This is a genomic window from Leifsonia sp. C5G2 (assembly GCF_013359685.1).
In the GTDB taxonomy this organism is placed as follows: domain Bacteria; phylum Actinomycetota; class Actinomycetes; order Actinomycetales; family Microbacteriaceae; genus Leifsonia.
Window position 1 is genome coordinate 40,878 of sequence record NZ_JABFMV010000007.1, and the last position, 22,884, is coordinate 63,761.

Sequence of the window (22,884 nt, forward strand, 5' to 3'; positions counted from 1 at the left end):
ATTGACCCATGGTTCGCCTCTGGATAGCCCTCGGCGTCGCGGCCGTGGTGTTCTACATCTATTCGGTGGCAGACTGCGCCCTGTTCGACCGGTCCCGAGTGCGCGGCCTTCCCAAGCCCGTGTGGCTGCTCATCATCATCCTGTTCCCGATCATCGGCGGGATCCTCTGGTTCCTGATCGGACGCGGACGCCGCCGCGCCGACAACGTCCGGCGAGTCACGGCACCCGATGACGACCCCGAGTTCCTCGGCAAACTGCGGATGGACCGCGACCAGGAGGAGCGCATCCGGCAGCTCGAGCAGGAGCTCGCCGAGCTCGACGAGAACGGCCCCGACAACGACCAGACCGGCCGCCGGGATGGCTGACCGCCCGCACGCGGGCGACGCCACCGAGCCGGGTGCCACCACCCGATTGGGCACAGCCGCGCCCGGAACCGTCGCGCCCGGAACCGTCGCGGTCGAACGGCAGCGGACCGGAAACCCGGCGACCGACTTCTCCCTCGCGCTCCTCGCCGGATTCGTCCGAAACGGCGTGCGGGACATCGTCGTCAGCCCCGGCTCCCGCTCGCAGGCCCTCGCGCTCGTCGCGGCCGAGCTCGAACGGTCCGGGTCCGCGAGGCTGCATGTGCGGATCGACGAGCGCTCGGGCGGTTTCCTCGCCCTCGGCCTCGCACGGGAGACCGGTGCGCCCGCCGTCGTCATCACGACGAGCGGCACGGCGACCGCCAACCTGCACCCGGCTGTCCTGGAGGCGCACGAGGCCGGCATCCCGCTGATCGTCGTCACCGGAGACCGGCCGGAGGAACTGCGCGGTATCCGGTCCAACCAGACCACCCGGCAGGACGGCCTGTACGCCGACGCCGTCCGCTGGTCGGACGACGTCGATGCGCCCGAAGGCGCTCGGAGCGAGGACGAGCGGGCGGCAACGCTCGCCGCAACCGCCGTCCGCGCCGCCGTCGGCGCCGAGACGGCCGATCCCGGGCCCGTCCACCTCAACGTCGCGTTCCGCGAGCCGCTGTCCGTCGCGGTCCCGCCGCTGCCGGAGACGATCCGCGGTGAACTGCCCGCGACCGCGGCGCCCGCCGCGCTCGGCCGTGCGACCGACGTCGTCGAGGCCGGGCCGCCGACGGTCGTCGTCGCGGGCGCGGACGCCGGCCCGGCCGCCGAGCAGTTCGCACGCGACGCCGGGCTCCCGCTGCTCGCCGAAGTGTCCAGCGGGGCGCACTTCGGGCCGAACCTCGTCGTCTCGTACCGCGAGCTGCTGCGCGACGACGGCTTCGGCGGGGTGGTGCGACGTGCTGTCGTGTTCGGGCATCCCACGCTCAGCCGCGAGGTCCCTGCGCTGCTGACCCGCCCCGACGTCGAGGTGATCGTCGTCGCCCCCACCGGCCGGCAGGCGTACAACCCCGCGCACCGCGCTCGCATCGTGGGGGCGGTGGAGGCCGACCCGGCGACCGACCTCCGGTCGCCAGAGGTTCGCGGCTGGGTCGGACGCTGGGTGTTCGCCAGCCGGCGCATCGCCGAGCAGGCCGAGCACGACGCCAACCCCGCCGCCGTCGCCCCGGACGTCGATAAGGCCCGCTCCTACGAGCCTGCCGACGCCCTGGCCTTCGCCGCCGCAGAGCTCGCCGCCATCCGGGCGCCCATCACGCGCGCCCTTCTGGCGGAGGCCGTGTGGCGGTACACCTGGCCGCACGACCGGCTGGTGCTCGGTGCGTCGCGCCTGATCCGGGATGTCGACCGCATCGTCCCGGGCAAGAAGATCAGCGTCCACGCCAACCGCGGCCTCGCCGGCATCGACGGCACTGTCGCGACGGCGACCGGGATCGCCCTCGCCAGCCAGGGGTCGGCCGCAGCGGCCGGGGCCCCCAGCAGCGTGACGCGCGTCCTCCTCGGCGACCTCGCCCTGCTCCACGACGCCGGCTCGCTTCTGCTCGGAGCGGGGGAGCGGCGACCGCACCTGCAGGTCGTCGTCGGCAACGACCGCGGCGGCACCATCTTCGACGGCCTGGAGGTCGCGGGCACGGCGGCGCCCGAGGCGTTCAACCGCGTCCTCTACACCCCGCACGCCGTCGACCTCGCGGCGCTCGCCGCGGCGTACGGCTGGAACCATTCCGTCGCGCGCACCAAGGGGGAACTCGACCAGGCGCTCTCCGCGCCTCCGGCGGGCGTCAGCATCCTCGAGGTCCCGCTCGACCGCTGAGCGGGCCGCAGCGCATCCCATCGAGCCGCCGGACCAGGGAGGAAGCACATGACGGACACGACACTTCCCGAGGCGATCCAGCGCTTCGTCGACTCAACCAACCGGGGAGACTCCGCCGCCTTCGTCGAGACGTTCACCGAGGACGCCTACCTCAACGACTGGGGCCGCGAGTTCCACGGCCACGACGGCGTGCGGTCGTGGGACCGCACGGACAACATCGGCAAGAACTCCCACTTCGAGCCGGTCGACGTGCGACCGGGCGGCGAACCGGACACGTACGTGGTCACCCTGACGGTGTCGGGCGACGGCTACAACGGCACCGGCCCGATGACGTTCGCCCTGCGGGACGGCCGCATCGCCAGCCTGCGGATCAGCCCGACCTGAGTCCGCGCGGTTGGGGGCTCCGCACGACCGCGCACGGTGATCCTCCGGCGACGCTTGGAGGGAACGGACAACGAATGCTCCGTTCGTGCGGAGGATCACTAACATGACGGCGTGCATATGATCTTCCGGACGATGCTCCACGCGATCATCTCCCGTTTCGGCCCGCGGCTCGGTCACTGGGACGTGGCGCGCACCCGGTTCCGGGTGCTCCCGACCGACCTCGACATCCTGAGGCACATGAACAACGGCGTGTACCTGTCCATCGCCGACATCGGCCGCTTCGACCTGCTGCAGCGGAACGGGGTGTGGGCGATCTTCAAGCGTCGCGGGTGGTACCCGGTGGTCGCCTCGGAGACGATCTCCTTCCGCAAGTCGCTGGAGCTCTGGCAGCCCTTCGTCGTCGAGTCCCGCATCCTCGGCTTCGACGACAAGGCGGTCTACGTCGAGCAGCGGTTCACGGTCGACGGAGAGATCTACACACAGGCGTTCATCCGCGGGCGGTTCCTGAAGCGCGGCGGCGGCATCGTCACGATCGAGGAGCTGCTGGACGCGGTGGGTCCGTCGCCGACGGACGTCGCCGTTCCGGAGTGGCTGCTCGAGTGGGGCGCCGACGCCGCGCTCCCGTCCACCCGCGCCGACGCGCCGAGCGTCTGGAGCGAGTAGCCGCCGCGCTCGCTCAGGCCGGCCCGAAGGCGAACACGCGGTCCGGGTCCCACTGCTCGCGGGCGGCCGCGAGGCGCTCGAAGACGGCCGGCGGCCAGACCCGCTCGAAGGCGGCGCGATCGGCCAGGTCTCCGGCGAAGTTCACGTTGGTGACGGCCGAGATCCGGTCGCTCAGTGCCTCCGCGATGGCCTTCGCCCGCGCGGGAGCGGCCTCGGCGAACGTCGACGGGTCACCGGCGAGCACGCTGAGCGTGTAGCCGCTGTCGCGTCCGCCGACCGCCGTGCCGTCCGCCGTGTCACGGGCCGTCGCGCCGCCGAGCTGGCGGATCTCCACCGCCAGGAACGGCGAGCCGGAGCCGGGACCGCCGAGTTCGAGGATCACATCGCCCGCGTCCTGATCGAACGTGTCGAGCATGAAGCCGCGGATCCAGGTCGGCCCGCCCTCCTCCGGGTCGTTGTGGATGCTGGCGACGGCCGTCGTGGGCATCTCGGCCACGAAATCCAGGTACAGCGGAGCGGCTGCACGGATCGGCGCGAACAGCCGCTCGCCCTCCGAAGCGTCGCCGGGATACGCGAACCGGACGCTGAGCACGGTGCGGCCGCGCAGCGGAGGGGGCGGGCCGTCGACGTCGGGAACGGCCAGGAGCACGACGGAGGTCGTCGCCTCATCGGGCAGCTCCGCGGACCAGTCGATCCACGCCCGCAGCGCGGGCTCGATCGCCGGTCCCTCGAAGAACACGCTGCCGCCGTACAGGGAGCGCAGGGGAACGAGCTCCAGCGTCATCTCGGTGACGACCGCGAGGCCGCCCTTGCCTCCGCGGAGCGCCCAGAAGAGGTCGGGGTTCGTCTCGGCGTCGGCCGTGACGATGTCGCCGCCGGCGGTGACGACGCGGAACCCGCGGATCCAGTCGGCCGTGAAGCCGTACGTCCGCGCGAGCGGACCGACGCCGCCGCCGAGGCTGTAGCCGACCGCTCCGACACTCGTCGACGAGCCGGTGATCGGCGCGAGACCGTGCTCGGCCGCGGCCACGATGACCGGCGCCCAGCGCAGGCCGGCGCCGATGCGGGCCAGGCGGGTGTCCGGGTCGATGGTCAGCCCGTCGATGCCCCGCATCGAGAGGATCATGCCGCCGACGATCGGCGCCTCTGCGCCGTGGCCGGTGCACTGCACCCGCACGGGGATGCCGGCCTCACGGGCGAAGCGGACGGCCGCAGCGACGTCGCTCTCGGAGGCGACGGCGACGACGATGTCGGGGTCATGGCGGATCGCCGGGTTGAAGCAGGCGACCTCTGCGGCGAGCCCCTCATCGCCGCGGAAGTAGACGGTTCCGGTGACGGCGTCGCGCAGGCGCGCGACGGCCTCGGTGTCGAGTTCGATTCCCATGGCGGAAATGTAGGGGAGACCGCCGACATCCGGGTAGCCCCCCGGGCATGAACGTCAGGTGCGTGACGTAGCATGCCTGCATGACCGCCGTGCTCCCCTCCCGTGCCTCCGGCGCCGGAGCGGCGAGCACCGCGCCCGACGCGGAGACCGTCTACCGGCCGGCGGATCCGATCGACCTCGCCGGGACGCTCGCTCCCCTCGGCAGGGGCCCGTACGACCCGACCACCGCGTGGGACACCGGCGGCCTGTGGCGCACCTGGCGCACGCCGGAGGGCGCTGCGACGATCCGCATCCGCCGCTCGCCGGCCGAGGGCGGCATCGCAGCGGCGGCCTGGGGTCCCGGCGCCGGCTGGGCGATCGAGCAGCTCCCCGCGCTGCTGGGCCGCGGCGACGACTGGACCGGACTCGACGCGGGGCGACATCCACTGCTGCGCGACAGCCTGCACCGCAATCCCGGACTCCGCCTGGCGAAGACGGGACGGATGCTGGAGGCGCTCCTCCCCGCCATCATCGAGCAGCGCGTGACGAGCCTGGAGGCGTACCGGTCCTGGGCGCGACTGCTGCGCTGGTACGGCGAGCCGGCGCCCGGGCCGGCGCCCGACGGCATGCGCGTGAGCCCGACGCTGGAGCAGTGGCGCGGCATCCCGTCGTGGGAGTGGCACCGTGCAGGCGTCGACCCGCGCCGAGCGCGGGCGGTTCAGGCCGTTCTCGCCGTCGCGACGTCGCTCGAGCGGGCCGTCGAGCGCTCAGCGAGCCTCGCGGATGCGGAGACCGCGCTCCAGACGATCCCCGGTGTCGGTCTGTGGACCGCCGCCGAGACGCTGCAGCGCTCGCACGCGCATCCCGACCTCGTGAGCGTCGGCGACTACCACCTCGCCCACCAGGTCGGCGAGGCGCTCACCGGCCGGCGCGTGGACGACGACGGGATGCTCGAGCTGCTCGAGCCGTGGGCCGGCCACCGGCAGCGCGTCGTGCGGCTGATCTTCGCGAGCGGGTTCCGGTTCCAGCGCCGCGGCCCGCGCGTGACGTTGCAGGATCACCGCTGGCACTGAGCCGCCGACGGGCACTGAGACGTCGGTGATTGCCCATACCGCGGTTATGGGATAGCGTGGCGGCGCCCAAAGAGCAATGGCCCAGCAGCCGTTCGCATCCATCAGTGTCAAAAAGGAGACCCGTCGTGAGTGATTCCAACCTGCCCCCGAGCTACCCCGCCTCGTCGTCGCCGGCGCCCGCCGCGAGCGGCCCGGTGACGCCTCCGCAGCAGGTGAACATCGCCTTCTGGCTGTACATCGTCGGCGCGGCTCTGAGCCTCATCTCGCTGATCGTGTCGCTGGTCACCATCGGCTCGCTCAAGGACACCCTGCAGCGCCAGCTCGCCGCGCAGGGCCAGCAGGTCTCCGACACCGCCGTTAACGGCCTGGTGACGGTGTCCGTGACGATCGCCATCGTCTTCGGCATCCTCTACATCGCCGCCTACGTGCTCTTCGCGGTGTTCATGCGCCGCGGTGCGAACTGGGCGCGCATCGTGCTGCTGGTCGTGACCGTGCTGTCGCTGTTCGGCATCCTCGAGGGCTTCGGCCTCGGCGCGGCCCGTCTCGTCGTCGGCGTGATCGCCACGATCCTGATCTTCCTGAAGCCGGCCAACGAGTACTTCCGCGAGGTCAAGGCGCGCAAGCTGCCCCGCGCCTGATCCGGTCTCAGCCCTCGGAGGCCGCCGTCCGCGCGGCGGCGGCCTCCGAGCGCAGATCGCGGTCGAGCTCGCGGCACAGCATCCGGTAGTGCTCCGACATCGACGGCCCGTACGCGGCCCGCTCGGGAGGCTGCTTGTGGTCGTGGGCCGCGACCAGCCGGTCGAGGTAGTAGTCCCATCGGGGTCCCTCGTCCGCCTCCTCGACCAGCGAGCGCAGCCGGCGTCCCACCGTCACGGTGGTGTGGCCGCTCGCCTCGGTCAGGTGCACGAACATCCGGTGGGAGCCGCCCGCGGGGCCGACGTCGGCGTGCAGCCGGTGGGGTGGGGAGCACTCCAGGATCGAGACGTCCTCCCAGTCCGTGTCGGGCCGGTCCGCCGTCATCCGGAACCGGACGGCCCCGGTCGAGCCGGTCCCGGTGTACTCGCCGAGCCACGCGCTGAGTCGCGGCGAACGGCTGAAGTACGTCCACACCTCCTCGATGGGCGCCTTGAACATCCGGTCGAGGACGAGGTAGACCCCGTCGTCCTTGCGGACCAGTCTTCCTGTCGGCTGCGGCATCATGGTGACCTCCGTCGGCTCAGCCTCTGGTGATCCACACCTTAGTCATGCGTGCCCGAAATCGGCAGTAGGCCTCTGCGAGTGCTTTCAGCCCTCCAGCACGGCCATGGCGGCGTTGTGCCCGCCGAGGCCGCTGACCGCACCGCCCCGCCGGGCGCCGGAGCCGCAGAGCAGGATGCGGGGGTGCGCGGTGGCGACGCCCCAGCGCTGCGCGGGGGTGTCGAGTGCATCGTCGTCCTCGGCGAACGGCCACGACAGCGGGCCGTGGAAGATGTTCCCGCCGGGCATGTTGAGCGCCCGCTCCAGATCGCGCGTCGTCTTCGTCTCGATGCAGGGGTGGCCGTCGCCGTCGGTCAGGAGCAGGTCCTCCACCGGCTCCGCCAGCACCGAGTTCAGGGAGGCGAGGACCGCATCCTGGAGGCGCTGACGTGTCGCGTCGTTGTTCTCGTCCGTGAGCCAGCGGTCCGGGGTGTGCAAGCCGAAGACGGTGATGGTCTGAGCGCCGGACGCGGCGAGCTCGGGGTCCAGGATGCTCGCGTCGGCGAGCGTGTGGCAGTAGATCTCGCACGGCAGCAGCTCGGGCATGACGCCGCGGCTCATCCCCGAGTACGCCTCCTCGAGCTGCGTGTAGGTCTCATTGATGTGGAAGGTGCCGCCGAACGCCGCCTTCGGGTCGATGCTCTCGTCGCGCAGGCGGGGAAGACGCTTCAGGAGCAGGTTCACCTTGACCTGCGCCCCCTCCGCCTTCTCGCGGGGCGGTTCCGGTGTCTCACCGAGCAGCCGGTCGAGCACCTCCGGAGCGACGTTGACGAGGACGTGTGCGCCCTCGACCCGTCGTTCGTGGCCGTTGCGGAGGTACTCCACCGTGCCGTCGGGGTCGATCCGGGTCACCTCGGCGCCCGTGACGATGCGCGCACCCGCCTCGCGGGCGACGCGGGCGAGCTCGCCGGTGACCGCGCCCATGCCGCCGACGGGGACGTCCCACTCGCCGGTGCCCTGGCCGATCACGTGGTAGAGGAAGCAGCGGTTCTGGGAGAGCCCCGGGTCGGAGACGCTCGCGAAGGTGCCGATGAGGGCGTCCGTCGCGACCACGCCGCGGACGAGGTCGTTCTCGACGCGCGACTCGATGAACTCGCCGATGGGGCGCTCGACGATGGCGTCCCACAGCTCGTCGTCGCCGACCAGAGCCCTGGCCTCCGAGCGGGTGAGGAGCGGTTCGGTCACGGTCGGCCAGAGCGCACGGGCGAGCTCGCCGGTGCTGCGGTAGACCGAGTCGAACCCTTCGGCGTCGGCCGCCGCCCCGATCCGGGCGAAGGACGCCGCGGTCGCCGTCGCATCGGTGTTGTCGACCAGCAGCCCGGCGCCGGCGGGGTCCCCCGGGACGGGCGTGTACGAGGAGTAGAGGCGGCGCGCGAGCCGGATGTCGAGACCGAGCTCGTCGATGATGCGCTGCGGCAGCAGGCTGACGAGGTAGGAGTAGCGCGAGAGCCGCGCCTCGACGCCCGGGAACGCCTGAGCGCTGACGGCCGCGCCTCCCACGTCGTCGAGCCGTTCGAGCAGGATGACCGATTTCCCTGCGCGCGCCAGGTACGCGGCGGCGGTGAGCCCGTTGTGGCCTCCTCCCACGATGACGACGTCGTGCGTTGCGGCGGAGGGCGAGGCGGGGCGGTCGGTCATGCCTCGACTCTAGCCGGGCGACTTGTCCGCAATCCCCGGTCGATCCGGTGGCCGTGCGGCCCCGGGTAATAGTGTCGTTCCATGGTCGACAACACCAAGGACGGCGCCGACGTGCGCCCGGCGCAGATCGCTCACGAGGCGGTCGAGCTGGTGCAGCGCTGGCTGGCCCAGAGCTCTCAGAACGACGACGGAGGCGCGCCGAAGGAGGACCCCGCTGCGCGCAGGCTGGCGGGAGTGCTCAGCGACTCCGACGGCCTCGACTTCGCGGTCGGCTTCGTCGACGGGGTCGCCCGTCCACAAGACCTGTTCGTCGCCGGGTACAACCTGCAGCGGCTCTCCCGGCGCATCCCGCGCTTCCTTCCGTGGTACCAGCGCTTCGCCGTCTGGCTCGGCGGTGTGTTCGGGCCGGTGCTGCCGTGGCTGGTCATCCCGATAGCGCGGCTCGTGCTGCGGCGCATGGTCGGCCATCTGGTCGTCGATGCGACTCCCGAGAAGCTCGGGCCTGCGATCGAGCGCCTGCGCCGGTCCGGCGACCCCGACGGGCACGGCGCCCGGCTCAACCTCAACCTGCTCGGCGAGGCCGTCCTCGGCGAGAAAGAGGCGCTGCGCCGGCTCGAGGGCACGCGTGCGCTGCTGGCGCGGGACGACGTGGACTACGTGTCGATCAAGGTCTCGTCGATCGCGTCGCAGCTCTCGATGTGGGCGTTCGACGAGACGGTCGATCGGGTGGTCGAGCGGCTGACGCCCCTCTACGAGCTGGCGGCCGCGTCGCCGACGCGCAAGTTCATCAACCTCGACATGGAGGAGTACCGCGATCTCGACCTGACGATGGCCGTCTTCATGCGGATCCTGGAGAAGCCGCGGCTGCTGAACCTCGAGGCCGGGATCGTCCTGCAGGCGTACCTGCCCGATGCGCTCGGCGCGTTGCAGACGCTCACCGAATGGGCGACGCAGCGACGCATCCAGGGCGGTGCGGCGATCAAGATCCGGGTGGTGAAGGGCGCCAACCTCGCGATGGAGCGGGTCGATGCGACCATCCACGACTGGCCGCTCGCCACCTACGGCAGCAAGCAGTCGACCGACGCCAACTACAAGCGTGTGCTCGACTGGGCACTCACGCCGGAGCACGCCGACGCCGTCAAGATCGGCGTCGCGGGGCACAACCTGTTCGACATCGCGTTCGCCTGGCTGCTCGCCTCACGGCGCGGCGTCAGCGATCGCATCGACTTCGAGATGCTCCTCGGCATGGCGACGCGGCAGGCGGAGGCGGTCGAGCGCACGGTGGGGCAGCTGCTCCTCTACACGCCGGTCGTCGACCCGCGCGAGTTCGACGTGGCGATCTCGTACCTCATCCGGCGCCTGGAGGAGAACGCCAGCCACGAGAACTTCATGTCGGCGGTGTTCCAGCTCGACAGCGACCCGGAGCTGTTCGAGCGCGAGAAGCAGCGCTTCCTCGCGTCCGTGGCCGAGTTCGAGGCCGAGTCCGCGCCGCGTGGGGCCGCCCCGCTGCCGAACCGCCGCCAGGACCGGACGCGCGAATGGGAGGAGGCGTCGGCGCCCTCGTTCACGCGTCCGCCCGGCCCGCCCGCGGCGTCCGCCGAGGAGGAGCAGGGGCTGACGAGCGTCGTTCTCGGGCTGACCCGGGGGTCCGGCGGTATCGAGCTGACGCCGGAGGCGGTGGCCGAACCTGCTGACCCGACGGTCGCCGCGCAGGGGGAGGGGTTCCGCAACGCGCCCGACACCGATCCGTCCCGTTCGGCGAACCGGCTCTGGGGCCGGCGTATCCTCGCGCGCTCGCAGGGCTCTGTCCTCGGCGCGGAGACCATCGCCGCCGCGGCCGTCACCGATGCCGAGCGGCTCGATGCCATCATGGCCGGCGTCGCCCAGGCCGGCGCCGTCTGGGGAGGACGGACGGGCCACGACCGCGCCGCGGTCCTCGACCGGGCCGGTCACGCCCTGGAGGCCAACCGCGACCGGCTCATCGAGGTGATGGCGGCGGAGACCGGCAAGACCATCGCCGAGTCCGACCCCGAGGTGAGCGAGGCCGTCGACTTCGCCCACTACTACGCCACCCGTGCGCGCGAGCTCGACGTCGTGCAGGGCGCTCGCTTCGTGCCCTCCGCCCTCACGGTCGTGGCGCCGCCGTGGAACTTCCCGGTCGCGATCCCGGCCGGCTCGGTGCTGGCGGCGCTCGCCGCGGGAAGCGGCGTCGTGATCAAACCGGCGCCGCAGGCGAGACGGTCGGCGGCGGTCATGGTCGAGGCGCTGTGGGAGGCGGGGATCCCGCGCGACCTGCTCGCGCTCGTCGACGTCGCGGAGAACGAGCTCGGGCAGCAGTTGATCTCCGATCCGCGGGTCGACCGGGTGATCCTCACCGGCTCGTACGAGACGGCGAAGCTGTTCCGCTCCTGGCGTCCCGAGCTTCCCCTGCTCGCCGAGACCAGCGGGAAGAACGCGATCATCGTCACGCCGAGTGCCGACTACGACCTGGCCGTCTCGGACATCGTGAAGAGCGCGTTCGGGCACGCCGGCCAGAAGTGCTCCGCGGCCAGCCTCGTCATCCTGGTCGGGTCGGTGGCGAAGTCCGAGCGGTTCCGCAACCAGCTCGTGGACGCGGTGGCGAGTCTGCGGGTCGGCTACCCGTGGGATCCCACCAGCCAGATGGGTCCGCTGGTCGAGCCGGCCTCCGGCAAGCTGCTGCATGCTCTGACGACCCTCGGCGCCGGCGAGGACTGGCTCGTGCAGCCGAAGCCGCTCGACGACTCGGGGAGGCTGTGGTCCCCCGGGGTGCGCACGGGTGTCCAGCCCGGCTCCTACTTCCACCTCACCGAGTTCTTCGGGCCGGTGCTCGGCATCATGGCGGCGCGCGACCTGGAGGAGGCCATCCGCTTCCAGAACGCCGTCGAGTACGGCCTCACCGCGGGCCTGCATTCGCTCGACTCGGAGGAGCTCGCGCTGTGGCTCGACACCGTCGAGGCGGGCAACCTCTACGTCAACCGGGGGATCACCGGGGCGATCGTCCGGCGTCAGCCGTTCGGCGGCTGGAAGCGCTCCTCGGTCGGGGCCGGCACCAAGGCGGGCGGGCCCAACTATCTGCTCGGGCTCGGCTCGTGGGTGCCGGAGGCCGGCCACTCCAGCTCCAGCCTCCACCTGCGCGGGCTCGAACCACGCGTGTCCGACCTGATCGAGTGCGGCCAGTCCTCGATGGACTACACATCCTTCGACCTCGTCCGCCGGTCGGCGCTGAGCGATGCGATCGCGGTCGCCACCGAGTACCATCGCGTGACCGACGTCTCGGGGCTGGGTGTCGAGCGCAACCTGTTCCGCTACCGGCCCGTCCCGGTCGCCATCCGGCTCTCCGAGGGCAGCTCGTTGCCCGAGCTGCTCCGGGTGATGGCCGCGGGCACCGTCGCGCGCTCGCCGTTCACGGTGAGCACCCCGGTGAAGCTGCCGCGCGCCATGCAGGCGCTGCTCCGCGAGCGGGAGGTCGAGGTGACGGTCGAGTCCGACGCGCACTGGTTCTCGCGCGTGCGCGGCAGGAGGGTCGCGGCTCCCCGCATCCGCCTCATCGGCGGCGACCGGACCGCGCTCGCGGCCGCGCTCGGTGGCAGCCCCGACGTGGCGATCTACGACGGGCCGGTCACGCCGTCCGGCCGGATCGAGGTCCTGACCTTCGTGCACGAGCAGGCCATCTCCATCACCAACCACCGGTTCGGCAACCCGACGAAGCTCTCCGACGGGGTCATCTGACGCCGCAGGGCCGCCCGGCGCCGAACCCCGCACGCGTACTGTGGGACACATGACGACCTCGATCCCTGCCCTCCCCCTGACCGGCGGAGGCAGCATCCCGCAGCTCGGCCTCGGCACCTGGCCCCTCGATGACGCCGAGGTGCAGCGGGCGGTCGTGACGGCCGCGGAGCTCGGATACCGGCACGTCGACACCGCGGTGAAGTACGGCAACGAGACCGGCGTCGGTCGCGGCCTCGCCGCGAGCGGGGTACCGCGGGAGGAGTGGTTCGTCACCACGAAGCTGGACGGCACCTACCAGGGCGACGACAGGGCCGTCGATGGCCTCGACGACAGTCTGGCGCGACTGGGGCTCGACTACGTCGACCTGCTGCTCATCCACTGGCCGCTCCCGCAGCGCGACCAATACGTGTCCACGTGGGAGACGTTCATCCGCCTCCGCGACGCGGGCAAGGCGCGCGCGATCGGCGTCTCGAACTTCAAGCCGGCCCACATCGACCGGCTGATCGCCGAGACCGGGGTCGTGCCTGCGGTCAACCAGATCCAGCTGACCCCGGCCATCCCGCGACGCGCTCAGCGCCAGTACGACGCCGAGCACGGCATCGTCACCGAGTCGTGGAGCCCGATCGGCGCCGGCGGCGAGCTGCTGGCCCAGCCGGCGATCGTCCGGGTCGCCGACAAGCACGGCCGCACGCCCGCGCAGGTCGTGCTGCGCTGGCACGTGCAGAACGGCCTGGTCGCCATCCCGAAGTCGCGCGACCCCGAGCGGATGGCGCAGAACCTCGCCGTGTTCGACTTCGAGCTCGACGCCGACGACCTCGCGGCGTTCGACTCCCTCGACGAAGGACCCGACGCGGGCGTCGACTCCGACCGCAGCGGGCACTGACCCGCCGCGATCGGGTCAGTCACGCCGCAGCGGCAACCGCACCGTGACCGTGAGACCTGACGGCTCTGCGTTCGCGAGGATCACGCGGCCACCCGCCGCGCCGGCCAAAGCGCCCACGATCGCGAGCCCCAGCCCACCGCCGGACCGCCCGGTGGTGCGTGCGCCGTCCGCCCGCGTGAAGCGGTCGAGTGCGACCGGGATGAACTCCTCCGGCATGCCCGGACCGGTGTCGCGCACGGTGAGCACGATCTCCTGACCGCCCTCGCCGCCGTCGCCTTGACGATCGGCCAGCGCGAGGGTGGCCGTCACCGTGTCCTCAGGATGGCTCTCGGGCGACGTCCGGATCGCCGTGATCGCGTTGCCGAGGAGGTTGTCCAGGATGCGGCCGAAGTCGGTCGGCGACAGCGCGACGCGCGAACCCGCGTCGGGGCGTCGGCGCGGGTCGTAGTCGAAGTCCACCGAGATGCCGGTCGCCTCGTCGTCGCTGCTCACCAGCAGGCGGGCGCGGTCGATGGCGTCGGTGAGCTCGTCCACGAGCGTGCGCCAGTCGATGCGGCCGCTCGACGGGCCCGCCTCGATGCGGGAGAGCTCCAGGAGATTGTTGGCGAGCTGACCGAGCCGGATCGCGGTCGAGTGCGAGGAGCGGATGTCGTGCAGCAGCGCATCCGCGTCACCCGCGTCCAGTTCGGCGAGCTCGAGCTGCCCCCGAAGCACCGCCAGCGGTGTCCGCAGTTCGTGGCTGGCATCCGAGACCATCTGCCGCTCACGGTCCGCCGACGCGCGGAGGCGCAGGATGAGGTCGTTGAGGGTCGTCGCGAGCTCGGAGAGCTCGTCCTGGGCGGGGCCCACCGGGAGCAGGCCCGCCTCGTCCGGTGTCGACGCCGCGATGCGGTCCGCCTGCTCGCGCATCCGGCTCACCGGCCGGAGCGCCGTGCGGGTCAGCAGCCAGGACGCGCCGCCGAACGCGAAGATCAGCACGCCGGCGCCCGCGAGCAGGGCCGCGGTCAGCCGGTCGAGGAGCAGGGCGGTCGTCTCCTCGTTGCGCGCCGCGACGACGTACATGGTCCCGTTCGACGTCTCGACGTCGCGGATCAGCACGACGTAGTGCTCGTCGCCGACCTGGACGTCGCGCACGCCGGGCCCGCGAGCGATGAGCGACCGCATCCGGTCCTCCAGTCCCTCCGGCATGGTCGAGGCGAGGATGGCGCCGTCGTCGGCGACGATGGCCAGCTCCTGTCCGCCGCCGGGAAGGTCGAACGGTCCTGTCGGTTTGCTCGCCAGGGACTGGGCCGGAGCCGCGACGTCGTTGCTGAGCAGGGTCAGGGTGGCGTTGTGCAGGATCGACGAAACGCCGATGCGGATGATGACGACCGCGACGAGAGCGAACAGCGCGGCGACGATCAGGCTGCCGATCGTGATGCGCGCCGTGATCGACAGACGCCGCAGGGAGTTCACGGGGTGGCTGCGGTGTCGGGAGTGCTGTGCGCCGTGTCGTCGGGCGCGGTCGGCCGCTTCGCATCGGCCGCGTTGCGGGCATCCAGCCGGTAGCCGCGCCCGCGCTCGGTGACGATCGACAGGCCGGCGCCGGCGGCGTCTAGTTTCTTGCGCAGGTAGGAGACGTACTGGTCGATGACGTTGGTGCCGATGTTCTCCGTCGTGCCCCAGACCGACTCGAGGATGTCGGAGCGCGACAGGGTCTTGTCCGGGTTGGTCGCGAAGAGCCGCAGCAGGGTGAACTCCCGGCGGCTGAGCGGCATCTCGTGCCCGGCGACGAGCGCCTGGTGCTCGTGCGAGTCGATCGTGAGACGGCCGACGGTCACCTGGGGGCGCATCCCAGTGGGCTCCCGGCGGAGCAGCGCCCGCACGCGCGCGGCCAGCTCGGCGAACGCGAACGGCTTCGTCAGGTAGTCGTCGGCGCCGGAGTCCAGCCCGTGCACGCGGTCCTCGATCGCGTCGCGTGCGGTGAGCAGGAGGATCGGCATCGGGTTCGCGGCCTCGCGGATGTGGCGGCACAGCTCGAAGCCGCTCATCCCGGGCAGCATCACGTCGATCGCCGCGGCCGAGAAGGCATCGCTGCGGAGCGCGATGAGCGCATCCACACCGTTCGTGACCAACGTCACGTCGTACCCTTCGGCTGCGAGCCCCCGCTGGACGAGGCCCCCCATATCCGGATCGTCTTCGACAACCAGCAGCTTCATGCGCCCATCGTGCCACTTCTGGCCGTGTCGGCGCTCGGATGCCGCCCCTGCGCGCCCAGCGATCGCTGAACGTTCTCGCAGGAGAGGGTCAGGCTTCTTCGACGACGCTCTTCAGCGATTCGAGCACAGCGGCCCAGTTGGCGCCCATCCGCTGCGCCTCCGCCTCGTCGGCACAGCCGTCCTGGGTGATCGTCACGAGCGTTCCGGCACCGTCGTCCGCGAGCAGGTACGACACCGTCTGGTAGCTGGCCGGTTCGTCCGGCTTGCCGCTGAGCGGGCTGTAGTAGCTGGTCACCAGACGGTCGCCCGGTGCGATCTCGAGGATGGTGCCCTTGTCCTCGTACGGCCGGCCGTCCCATTCGCCGCGGTAGAGGATCGGGCTTCCCACGCGCCAGTCCGTCTCGACGCGGCTGCCGAAGAGGTAGCGGCTGATCGTGTCCGGATCGGTCAGGGCGTGCCAGAGGCGGTCACGGGGGGCATCGACGTGCCGTTCGGCTCGTGCTGTCGTGGTCATGCGGCCAGTCTCGCCGGTGCCTGCCGGTGCGGTCTTGAAGATTCGCGACGCTCAGCTGCCGCGGGTGATGAGGCGCGAGAGCACGATCGCGCTGCGCGTGTGGTCGACGTTCGGCGCAAGGCGCACCTTCTCGAGCGCAGCCTCCAGGCTCGGGATGTCGCGCGAGCGGATGTGGACGATCGCGTCGGCGCTGCCGGTGACGGTCCCGGCGTCGACGACCTCGGGCACCGCGGACAGGATGCGCAGCAGCTCCTCCGGCGAGACGGTGCCGCGGCAGAACAGCTCCACGTACGCCTCGGTGCTCATCCCGTCGATCGCCGGGTCGACCTGGATGGTGAACCCGCGGATCACGCCGTCGGCCACCAGCCGGTCCACGCGGCGCTTCACCGCGGAGGCGGAGAGGCCGACCACCGAGCCGATGTCTCCGTAGCCCGCGCGCGCGTTCTGGCGGAGCAGGTCGAGGATGCTGCGATCGAGGTTGTCCACGCTGCGAGCTTACGGTGGATCGTTGCGCCGAAGCGAGAGAAGCGGGCGTATCGTGCGCCGTTTTGCACAAACTTGGCGTCAGGGGACGTTGTCCACAGATTCCCCCGTCGTCGTTCACCTTGCTCGAGCCCGGTGGGAGCATGGTCGGCATGAGTCAAACCGACACGGAGCGCGCCAGACGCGACGATGAGGGCAGCCGCGGCTTCTTCGGCCAGCCGCGGGCGCTCGCCAACATCTTCGGTGTCGAGATGTGGGAGCGGTTCTCGTTCTACGGCATGCAGGGCATCCTGCTCATCTACCTCTACTACTCGGTGGAGCGGGGCGGCCTGGGCATCGATCAGCCGACCGCCGCCGGCATCGTGGGGGCGTACGGCGGGGCGGTGTACCTGTCGACGATCCTCGGAGCATGGCTGGCCGACCGGCTGTTCGGCTCTGAGAGGGTGCTGTTCTGGAGTGCGGTGGTCATCATGGCCGGCCACATCTCGCTGGCGCTCATCCCGGGCGTCGGCGGGGTGCTCGTCGGTCTGCTGCTGGTCGCGCTCGGCAGCGGCGGGTTGAAGGCGAACGCGACCCGCATCGTCGGAACGCTCTACTCGGAGAAGGACCCGCGTCGCGACGCCGGCTTCTCCCTCTTCTACCTGGGCATCAACCTGGGCGGGCTGTTCGGGCCGCTGCTGACCGGTCTGCTCCAGTCGACCCTCGGGTTCCATTGGGGGTTCGGGCTGGCCGCCGTCGGCATGGCGATCGGCCTCATCCAGTACTCGCTCGGGCGCAAGCGGCTGCCGGACGAGGCGCGGCACGTTCCACACCCGCTGGAGCGCTCGCGGTTTCCACTGGTGATCGGCATCGGGGTCGCCGGACTCGTGGTGATCGTCGTGCTGGTGCTGACGAACGTCATCAACGCGTTCAATCTCGCGCTGTGGGTGATCGGGGTCACCATCGTCGCCGCCATCGTGTACTTCGTCGTGATGTTCTCATCGAGGCTGGTCAGCGGGGTGGAGCGGAGCCGGCTGGTGGCATTCATCCCGCTGTTCATCACCAATGCGGCGTTCTGGTCGCTGTACCAGCAGCAGTTCACGGTGGTGACGATCTACTCCGACGAGCGGCTGAACCGCGATCTGTTCGGCTGGGAGTTCCCGGTCTCGTGGGTGCAGTCGATCAACCCGATCTTCATCATCGTGCTGTCGGGTGTCTTCGCGGCGATCTGGACGAAGTGGGGTGAGAAGCAGCCGTCGACGCCGATCAAGTTCGCGGCAGGCACGGTGCTGATGGGGCTGGCGTTCTTCCTGTTCCTGATCTGGGCCGGTGGCGGCCGAAACAGCACGCCGCTGCTCGCGATCGTCGGCATCCTGTTCGTCTTCACCGTCGCCGAACTCCTGATCTCCCCGCCCGGTCTCTCGGCGGCGACGAAGCTCGCGCCGGGTCCGTTCCAGGCGCAGATGGTGGCGCTCTACTTCCTCTCGGTCGCGCTCGGCACCGCGATGGCCGGGCAGCTGGCCAAGCTGTACACGCCCGAGACCGAGGCGGTGTACTTCAGCATCATCGGCGGGGTCGCGGTCGTGATCGGGCTGCTGCTCGCGCTGGTCAGCCCCTGGGTGCTGAGGATGATGCGCGGCGTGCGCTGAGATACTGGGTCGATGGCAGAGATTCTCGCGGTGTGCCGGGTCGAGCAGTTGCTGAAGGACGCGGGCGGCATCGGCGTGACGGCGATCGACAAGCGTCCGGTCGAGCGGCGGCTCCACGTACGCCCGCTCGGGCTCTACGGGGATGTCCAGGCCGACCGCAAGCACCACGGCGGAGCCACGAAGGCGCTCTACGCGTACGCGGAGGAAGACGCCGTGTTCTGGGCGACGGAGCTGGGACGCGACATCCCGCCTGGCCTGTTCGGCGAGAATCTGCGCACCTCAGGGCTCGATGTGAACGGCGCGGAGATCGGGGAGCGGTGGGCCATCGGCGACGAGCTCGTGGTCGAGGTCACCTGCCCTCGGACACCGTGCGCGACCTTCCAGCGGAGGATGCGCGAGCCGCAGTGGGTGAAGCGCTTCGCCGCAGAGGGTCGCACCGGCGCATACCTCTCGGTCGTGAAGTCCGGCGGCGTGGGGGCCGGGGACGAGGTCCGCGTCGTGTCGCGTCCGGGGCACGGCGTCACGGTCGCGTCCTTCTTCGCCGGGGCCGATGCGGCCCAGGCCGACGCTCTCGAAGCGGCGGAGCGGGCGGGGGCGCTCACCCTCGCGCCGGAGATCCACGAGGTCATCGCCAAGATCCGCAAACGCCGTTTACTTGTTCTTGACAAGTGAACTTGCAAAGAGCAAGCTAGGCGTATTCCAACCGGACGACCAGGGGAGCACACCATGGCACTCAACATCTTCGTCAACTTCACGACCGACGATCTGGACCGCTCGAAGGCCTTCTACGAGGCCCTCGGCTACAGCATCAACCCGATGTTCACCGATGACAACGCGGCCTGCGTCGTCCTCAGCGACACCGTCTACTTCATGGTGCAGACGCGCGAGTTCTACGCGACCTTCACCGACAAGCAGATCATCGACCCCCACACCCAGGCAGGCGCGTCCGTCGCGCTGAGCCAGGACTCGCGGGAGGCGGTCGACGCCATCGTGGGCCGCGGGCTGGAGGCCGGCGGCACGGAGCCGCGGCCGGCGCAGGACTACGGCTTCATGTACTCGCGCGACCTGGAGGACCCGGACGGCAACAACCTGTCCTTCCTCTTCATGGAGCCCGCCGCCGTTGAGAAGGGCCCGGAGGCCTTCATGACCGAGCAGGGGGCCGGCGCTCAGGCGACGGCCTGACCCGATGGCGACGCGCACACCCCGCGGCTTCGGTCAGTACGGCGGACTGGCCCGCGCCGTCGAGAAGGTCGGGGAGCGGTGGGCCCTGCTCATCGTCCGCGACCTTCTCGGCGGTGCGCGCCGGTACAGCGACCTCAAGGCGGGGCTGCCACGCATCCCGACCAACATCCTCAGCGACCGGCTGAAAGAGCTGCAGGCGGCGGGTGTCATCCGCCGCGTCCCCGCCGTGCGCGGAGGATACGATCTCACCCCGCTCGGGCGCGCTCTCGAGCCCGTCGTGCTGGAACTGGAGCGCTGGGGCTGGGCGGCCTCGGCCGAGCCCGCCGAGGGCGAGGTGCTCACGGCCGACGCCCTGGGGGTGACGCTGCGTGCGGCGTTCCGAGGCCGGGAGGCCGAGCGGCTGCCGCCCACCGAGTACGTCGTCCACGCCGGCGACGCCTCCGTCAGCGCGCTGGTCGTCGGCCGGGTGCTGGATGTGATGGACATCGGGCCGGACGCCCTTCCCCAGCCGCAGCGCCGCCTCGACATCGGCGCGCCGGAGGATGTCGTCGAGTTCCACATCCCGCTCGAAGGTCTCGCCGACCTGCTCGGCGCGGGGGAGCCGGCGGTGGTCGTGCTGGCCGGACGACGCGAGCTCGTCGACCGGTTCCGTCGCACGTTCCACATCGAGCCGCTGCCCGGGGCGGAGTCGTCGCCGGCCGCTCACGCGGCCTGAGAGGTCCCGCTTATCGTCGAGCGGCCATTGAGCAGTACGATCACTCAATGGAACTGCGTCAACTGCAGCACTTCGTGGCTGTCGCCGAGGAGCGCCACTTCACCCGCGCAGCAGAGCTGCTGCGCATCTCCCAGTCCGGGCTGTCCGCATCCATCCGCTCGCTCGAGCAGGAACTGGGCACCTCCCTGTTCGTCCGCAGCACCCGGCGTGTCGAGCTGACCGCCGCGGGCCAGGCCCTGCTCGCCGATTCGGTGCGCACGCTCGCGAGCGCGGCGGCCGCCCGCGACGCCGTCGCCGCCGTGCGCGGCCTGCTGCGGGGGCGCCTGACGATCGGCGCGGAGCCGTGCCTCGGCTCGGTCGATCTTCCGGCCGAACTGGCGTCGTTCCGCACCGCGAATCCCGGCGTGGAGGTGCGGCTGCGCTACTCCGGCTCCGAGGAGCTGGTGGACGACGTGGCGGGAGGGCGCATCGACGTCGCCCTGGTTGTCGACACCGGGTACACTCCCCCCGGCGTGCGGCTGCGCCGGCTGAGCACGCAGGAGATGCTGGTGCTCTGCCATCCCCAGCACCGCTTCGCGAGCAAGGAGAGCATCCCGCTGGAGAGCCTCCGCGGCGAGCCGCTCGTCGGCTTCCAGGAGGGCTGGGGCGCGCAGGCGCTGGCGCGGCGGGCGTTCGCGGCCGCCGGGTTCGACTACCGGGCGGCGATGGAGGTCAACGACGTCCATCCTCTGCTGGATCTGGTCGGCTACAACCTCGGTGTCGCGGTGGTCCCGACGAGCTTCGCACGCAAACGGCCGGATGCTCTCCGTGCCGTCCCGCTGCAGGGCGCTCCGGACTGGACCGTCGCCGTGGCGGTCTCCGACCAGCCCAGTCCGGCCGCCTCCGCCTTCCTCGCGCAGCTGCGCCCCCAGGCCAAGAGCTCCTGAGTTCTTCGACCGAATCGCCGCGGATCGGTCGAAGAACTCAGGAGCTGATGGCTGGGGGCGCGGGCGTGCGGGCTACGCGGCGTTGAGGGCGGCGAGCTCCTCTGGCGTGAGCTCGACCTCGACGGCGGTCACCGAGTCGCGGATCGTCTCCGGACGCGACGAGCCGGGGATCGGGATGACGTGCGGGCTCTGCGCGAGGTGCCAGGCGAGCGCCACCACCTGCGGGCTGATCCCGCGGGCATCGGCGACGTCCTTGAACGGCTCGAACCGGCTGCCGAGCTCGCCCGCCGAGGTGATCCCGCCGAGCGGGCTCCACGGCAGGAAAGCGATGCCGAGCTCGTCGGCGAGGCGCAGCTCCGGCTCGCTCGATCGAAACGCCGGCGAGAACTGGTTCTGCACCGACACCAGGCGGCCGCCGAGCACATCGTTCGCCTCCCGGATCTGGTCCGGGTTCGCGTTGGAGATCCCGGCCATCCGGATGACGCCCTCGTCGAGCAGATCGCGGATCGCGCCGACCGACTCCGCGTAGGGAACCTCCGGGTCGGGCCGGTGGAACTGGTAGAGCCCGATCGCGTCGCCGCCGAGGCGTCGCAGGGACGCCTTCGCGGCCTCCTTCAGGTACTCGGGACGGCCGTTCACGGTCCACGAGCCGTCGCCGGGCCGCAGGTGGCCGCCCTTCGTCGCCACGAGCACCGCCGCCGCGTCGCCGTCCCAGGTGCGCAGCGCCTCCGCGATGAGCTCCTCGTTGTGGCCGACCTCGTCGGCGTGCAGGTGGTACGCGTCCGCCGTGTCGATGAAGGTGACGCCCTCGTCCAGGGCGGCGTGGATGGTCTTGATCGAGCGCTCCCGGTCGGGGCGTCCCTCGATCGACATCGGCATCCCGCCGAGTCCGATCGCCGAGACCTCGACGTCGCCGATGGTGCGTGTCCTCATGCTTGTCCTTTCGCGTTGCGTGTGCCCGGGGTCACCAGGCGTAGTCCTCGGGGGCCGGCTTGTGGCCCGGGAAGATCTCGTCGAGCCGGGCGAGCGCCGACTCGTCGAGGTGGATGTCGAGCGCGCGCAGGCCACCTTCCAGCTGCTCGTGCGTGCGCGGGCCGATGATCGGTCCGGTCACGCCCGGCCGGGTCAGCAGCCAGGCGAGCGCGAGGTCGCCCGGCTCGTGGCCGAGCTCGTCGGCGAACGCCTCGTACGCCTCGATCGCGTCGCGGTGCTTCTCCAGGGTCTCGGCAGCGCGGCCCTCCAGGCGGCGCTTGCCCTCGTTCTGCTTCCGGATGACGCCGCCGAGCAGGCCGCCGTGCAGCGGCGACCAGGCGATCACGCCGACGCCGTTCGCCTGGGCCGCGGGCAGCACCTCCAGCTCGACCTGACGGGTGAGCAGGTTGTAGATGGACTGCTCGCTGACCAGCCCGAGGAGGTTGCGCCTGCGAGCCTCCGCCTGCGCGGTGGCGATGTGCCAGCCGGCGAAGTTGCTGGAGCCGGCGTAGAGGATCTTGCCCTGCGCGATCGCGGTCTCGATGCCCTGCCAGATCTCGTCCCAGGGGGTGTCTCGGTCGATGTGGTGGAACTGGTAGACGTCGATGTAGTCGGTCTGCAGCCGCTTCAGGCTCGCGTCGAGCGCGCGCCGGATGTTGAGCGCCGAGAGCTTGCCCTCGTTCGGCCAGTCGCCCATGTCGCCGTACAGCTTGGTCGCGAGCACGGTGCGCTCACGGCGCCCGTCGCCCTTCGCGAACCAATTGCCGACGATCGTCTCGGTCGCCCCGCGGCCGCGGTGCTGCCCGTAGACGTTCGCCGTGTCGAAGTAGTTGACGCCGGCCTCATGCGCCGCATCCATGATCCGGTGGGAATCGTCTTCGCTCGTCTGCGGCCCGAAGTTCATGGTGCCGAGCACGATGCGCGAGACTTTCAGGCCGGACCGGCCCAGGTGTGTGTACTCCATGCTCGCCACTCTCCGCCGCGACCAGAGGGATGTCCAACAGGGGATGTGGATGGGATTGCGCGGCGGCGACGATGAATCCGTCGGGCTTCGCCTGGAGCGGCCGCGGGGCT

General features: G+C 71.1%; 22 protein-coding genes. 13 read left to right on the forward strand and 9 right to left on the reverse strand.

The window, feature by feature from the left end; translation table 11 throughout:
* Nucleotides 1-8 precede the first annotated feature (8 nt).
* The 4 genes from HNO83_RS10735 to HNO83_RS10750 all read left to right on the forward strand — a co-directional run bounded on the left by HNO83_RS10735 (nt 9) and on the right by HNO83_RS10750 (nt 3,249).
* The gene (locus tag HNO83_RS10735) at nt 9-365 is read left to right on the forward strand and encodes a PLDc N-terminal domain-containing protein (protein ID WP_175337525.1); all 357 of its coding nucleotides are present in this window, start codon (nt 9-11) and stop codon (nt 363-365) included.
* Nucleotides 358-2,202, forward strand: a complete 1,845-nt coding sequence (gene menD / locus HNO83_RS10740) for a 2-succinyl-5-enolpyruvyl-6-hydroxy-3-cyclohexene-1-carboxylic-acid synthase (RefSeq protein WP_175337526.1) — start codon at nt 358-360, stop codon at nt 2,200-2,202. The genes HNO83_RS10735 and menD overlap by 8 nt, the downstream gene beginning before the upstream one ends.
* Before the next feature lie 48 nt (nt 2,203-2,250).
* The gene (locus tag HNO83_RS10745) at nt 2,251-2,586 is read left to right on the forward strand and encodes a nuclear transport factor 2 family protein (RefSeq protein WP_175337527.1); all 336 of its coding nucleotides are present in this window, start codon (nt 2,251-2,253) and stop codon (nt 2,584-2,586) included.
* A 111-nt stretch (nt 2,587-2,697) separates the two neighbouring features.
* On the forward strand, nt 2,698-3,249 hold the full coding sequence (locus HNO83_RS10750; RefSeq protein ID WP_349627138.1) for a thioesterase family protein: 552 nt from the start codon (nt 2,698-2,700) through the stop codon (nt 3,247-3,249).
* A 13-nt stretch (nt 3,250-3,262) separates the two neighbouring features.
* On the opposite strand, the gene HNO83_RS10755 is transcribed toward HNO83_RS10750, so the two are convergent.
* Nucleotides 3,263-4,633: an FAD-binding oxidoreductase gene (locus HNO83_RS10755; RefSeq protein WP_175337528.1), complete on the reverse strand. Its 1,371-nt coding sequence runs from the start codon at nt 4,631-4,633 to the stop codon at nt 3,263-3,265.
* Nucleotides 4,634-4,713: 80 nt separating this feature from the next.
* Here HNO83_RS10755 and HNO83_RS10760 point away from each other — a divergent pair, with 80 nt between their 5' ends.
* Nucleotides 4,714-5,685, forward strand: a complete 972-nt coding sequence (locus HNO83_RS10760) for a DNA-3-methyladenine glycosylase family protein (protein ID WP_175337529.1) — start codon at nt 4,714-4,716, stop codon at nt 5,683-5,685.
* Nucleotides 5,686-5,810: 125 nt separating this feature from the next.
* Nucleotides 5,811-6,323: a hypothetical protein gene (locus HNO83_RS10765; RefSeq protein ID WP_175337530.1), complete on the forward strand. Its 513-nt coding sequence runs from the start codon at nt 5,811-5,813 to the stop codon at nt 6,321-6,323.
* Nucleotides 6,324-6,330: 7 nt separating this feature from the next.
* Here the strand turns inward: HNO83_RS10765 and HNO83_RS10770 are convergent, their stop codons facing one another.
* Complete coding sequence (locus tag HNO83_RS10770; protein WP_175337531.1) at nt 6,331-6,885, reverse strand: SRPBCC domain-containing protein; 555 nt, start codon at nt 6,883-6,885, stop codon at nt 6,331-6,333.
* An 84-nt stretch (nt 6,886-6,969) separates the two neighbouring features.
* Complete coding sequence (locus tag HNO83_RS10775; RefSeq protein WP_175337532.1) at nt 6,970-8,559, reverse strand: phytoene desaturase family protein; 1,590 nt, start codon at nt 8,557-8,559, stop codon at nt 6,970-6,972.
* A gap of 81 nt (nt 8,560-8,640) precedes the next feature.
* On the opposite strand from HNO83_RS10775, the gene HNO83_RS10780 reads away from it, so the two are divergent.
* Complete coding sequence (locus tag HNO83_RS10780; protein ID WP_175337533.1) at nt 8,641-12,309, forward strand: proline dehydrogenase family protein; 3,669 nt, start codon at nt 8,641-8,643, stop codon at nt 12,307-12,309.
* A 49-nt stretch (nt 12,310-12,358) separates the two neighbouring features.
* Nucleotides 12,359-13,192: an aldo/keto reductase gene (locus HNO83_RS10785; RefSeq protein WP_175337534.1), complete on the forward strand. Its 834-nt coding sequence runs from the start codon at nt 12,359-12,361 to the stop codon at nt 13,190-13,192.
* A 15-nt stretch (nt 13,193-13,207) separates the two neighbouring features.
* Here the strand turns inward: HNO83_RS10785 and HNO83_RS10790 are convergent, their stop codons facing one another.
* The 4 genes from HNO83_RS10790 to HNO83_RS10805 all read right to left on the reverse strand — a co-directional run bounded on the left by HNO83_RS10790 (nt 13,208) and on the right by HNO83_RS10805 (nt 16,390).
* Nucleotides 13,208-14,647, reverse strand: coding sequence for a sensor histidine kinase (locus HNO83_RS10790; RefSeq protein WP_175337535.1), 1,440 nt, complete (start codon nt 14,645-14,647; stop codon nt 13,208-13,210).
* The gene (locus HNO83_RS10795; protein ID WP_249776664.1) at nt 14,644-15,390 is read right to left on the reverse strand and encodes a response regulator transcription factor; all 747 of its coding nucleotides are present in this window, start codon (nt 15,388-15,390) and stop codon (nt 14,644-14,646) included. Before HNO83_RS10795 ends, HNO83_RS10790 begins: the two co-directional genes overlap by 4 nt.
* Before the next feature lie 88 nt (nt 15,391-15,478).
* Entirely contained in the window at nt 15,479-15,904 is a 426-nt protein-coding gene (locus tag HNO83_RS10800) for an SRPBCC family protein (protein WP_175337536.1), read from the reverse strand.
* A gap of 51 nt (nt 15,905-15,955) precedes the next feature.
* A complete protein-coding gene (locus tag HNO83_RS10805; protein WP_115695636.1) occupies nt 15,956-16,390 on the reverse strand; it encodes an Lrp/AsnC family transcriptional regulator in 435 nt (144 codons plus the stop codon).
* A gap of 140 nt (nt 16,391-16,530) precedes the next feature.
* On the opposite strand from HNO83_RS10805, the gene HNO83_RS10810 reads away from it, so the two are divergent.
* The 5 genes from HNO83_RS10810 to HNO83_RS10830 are packed head-to-tail and all read left to right on the forward strand — an operon-like array spanning nt 16,531 to nt 20,838.
* Nucleotides 16,531-18,015, forward strand: coding sequence for a peptide MFS transporter (locus HNO83_RS10810; protein WP_175337537.1), 1,485 nt, complete (start codon nt 16,531-16,533; stop codon nt 18,013-18,015).
* Between the two features lie 12 nt (nt 18,016-18,027).
* Nucleotides 18,028-18,687 carry an MOSC domain-containing protein gene (locus HNO83_RS10815; RefSeq protein WP_175337538.1) on the forward strand — a complete coding sequence of 220 codons (660 nt, stop codon included), beginning with the start codon at nt 18,028-18,030 and terminating at the stop codon, nt 18,685-18,687.
* A gap of 54 nt (nt 18,688-18,741) precedes the next feature.
* Entirely contained in the window at nt 18,742-19,197 is a 456-nt protein-coding gene (locus HNO83_RS10820) for a VOC family protein (protein ID WP_175337539.1), read from the forward strand.
* Nucleotides 19,198-19,201: 4 nt separating this feature from the next.
* Nucleotides 19,202-19,912 carry a winged helix-turn-helix transcriptional regulator gene (locus HNO83_RS10825; protein WP_175337540.1) on the forward strand — a complete coding sequence of 237 codons (711 nt, stop codon included), beginning with the start codon at nt 19,202-19,204 and terminating at the stop codon, nt 19,910-19,912.
* 47 nt (nt 19,913-19,959) lie between these two features.
* Nucleotides 19,960-20,838, forward strand: a complete 879-nt coding sequence (locus tag HNO83_RS10830; RefSeq protein ID WP_175337541.1) for a LysR family transcriptional regulator — start codon at nt 19,960-19,962, stop codon at nt 20,836-20,838.
* Nucleotides 20,839-20,910: 72 nt separating this feature from the next.
* Here the strand turns inward: HNO83_RS10830 and HNO83_RS10835 are convergent, their stop codons facing one another.
* Nucleotides 20,911-21,771 carry an aldo/keto reductase gene (locus HNO83_RS10835; protein WP_175337542.1) on the reverse strand — a complete coding sequence of 287 codons (861 nt, stop codon included), beginning with the start codon at nt 21,769-21,771 and terminating at the stop codon, nt 20,911-20,913.
* Between the two features lie 31 nt (nt 21,772-21,802).
* Entirely contained in the window at nt 21,803-22,774 is a 972-nt protein-coding gene (locus HNO83_RS10840) for an aldo/keto reductase (protein ID WP_175337543.1), read from the reverse strand.
* Nucleotides 22,775-22,884 lie beyond the last annotated feature (110 nt).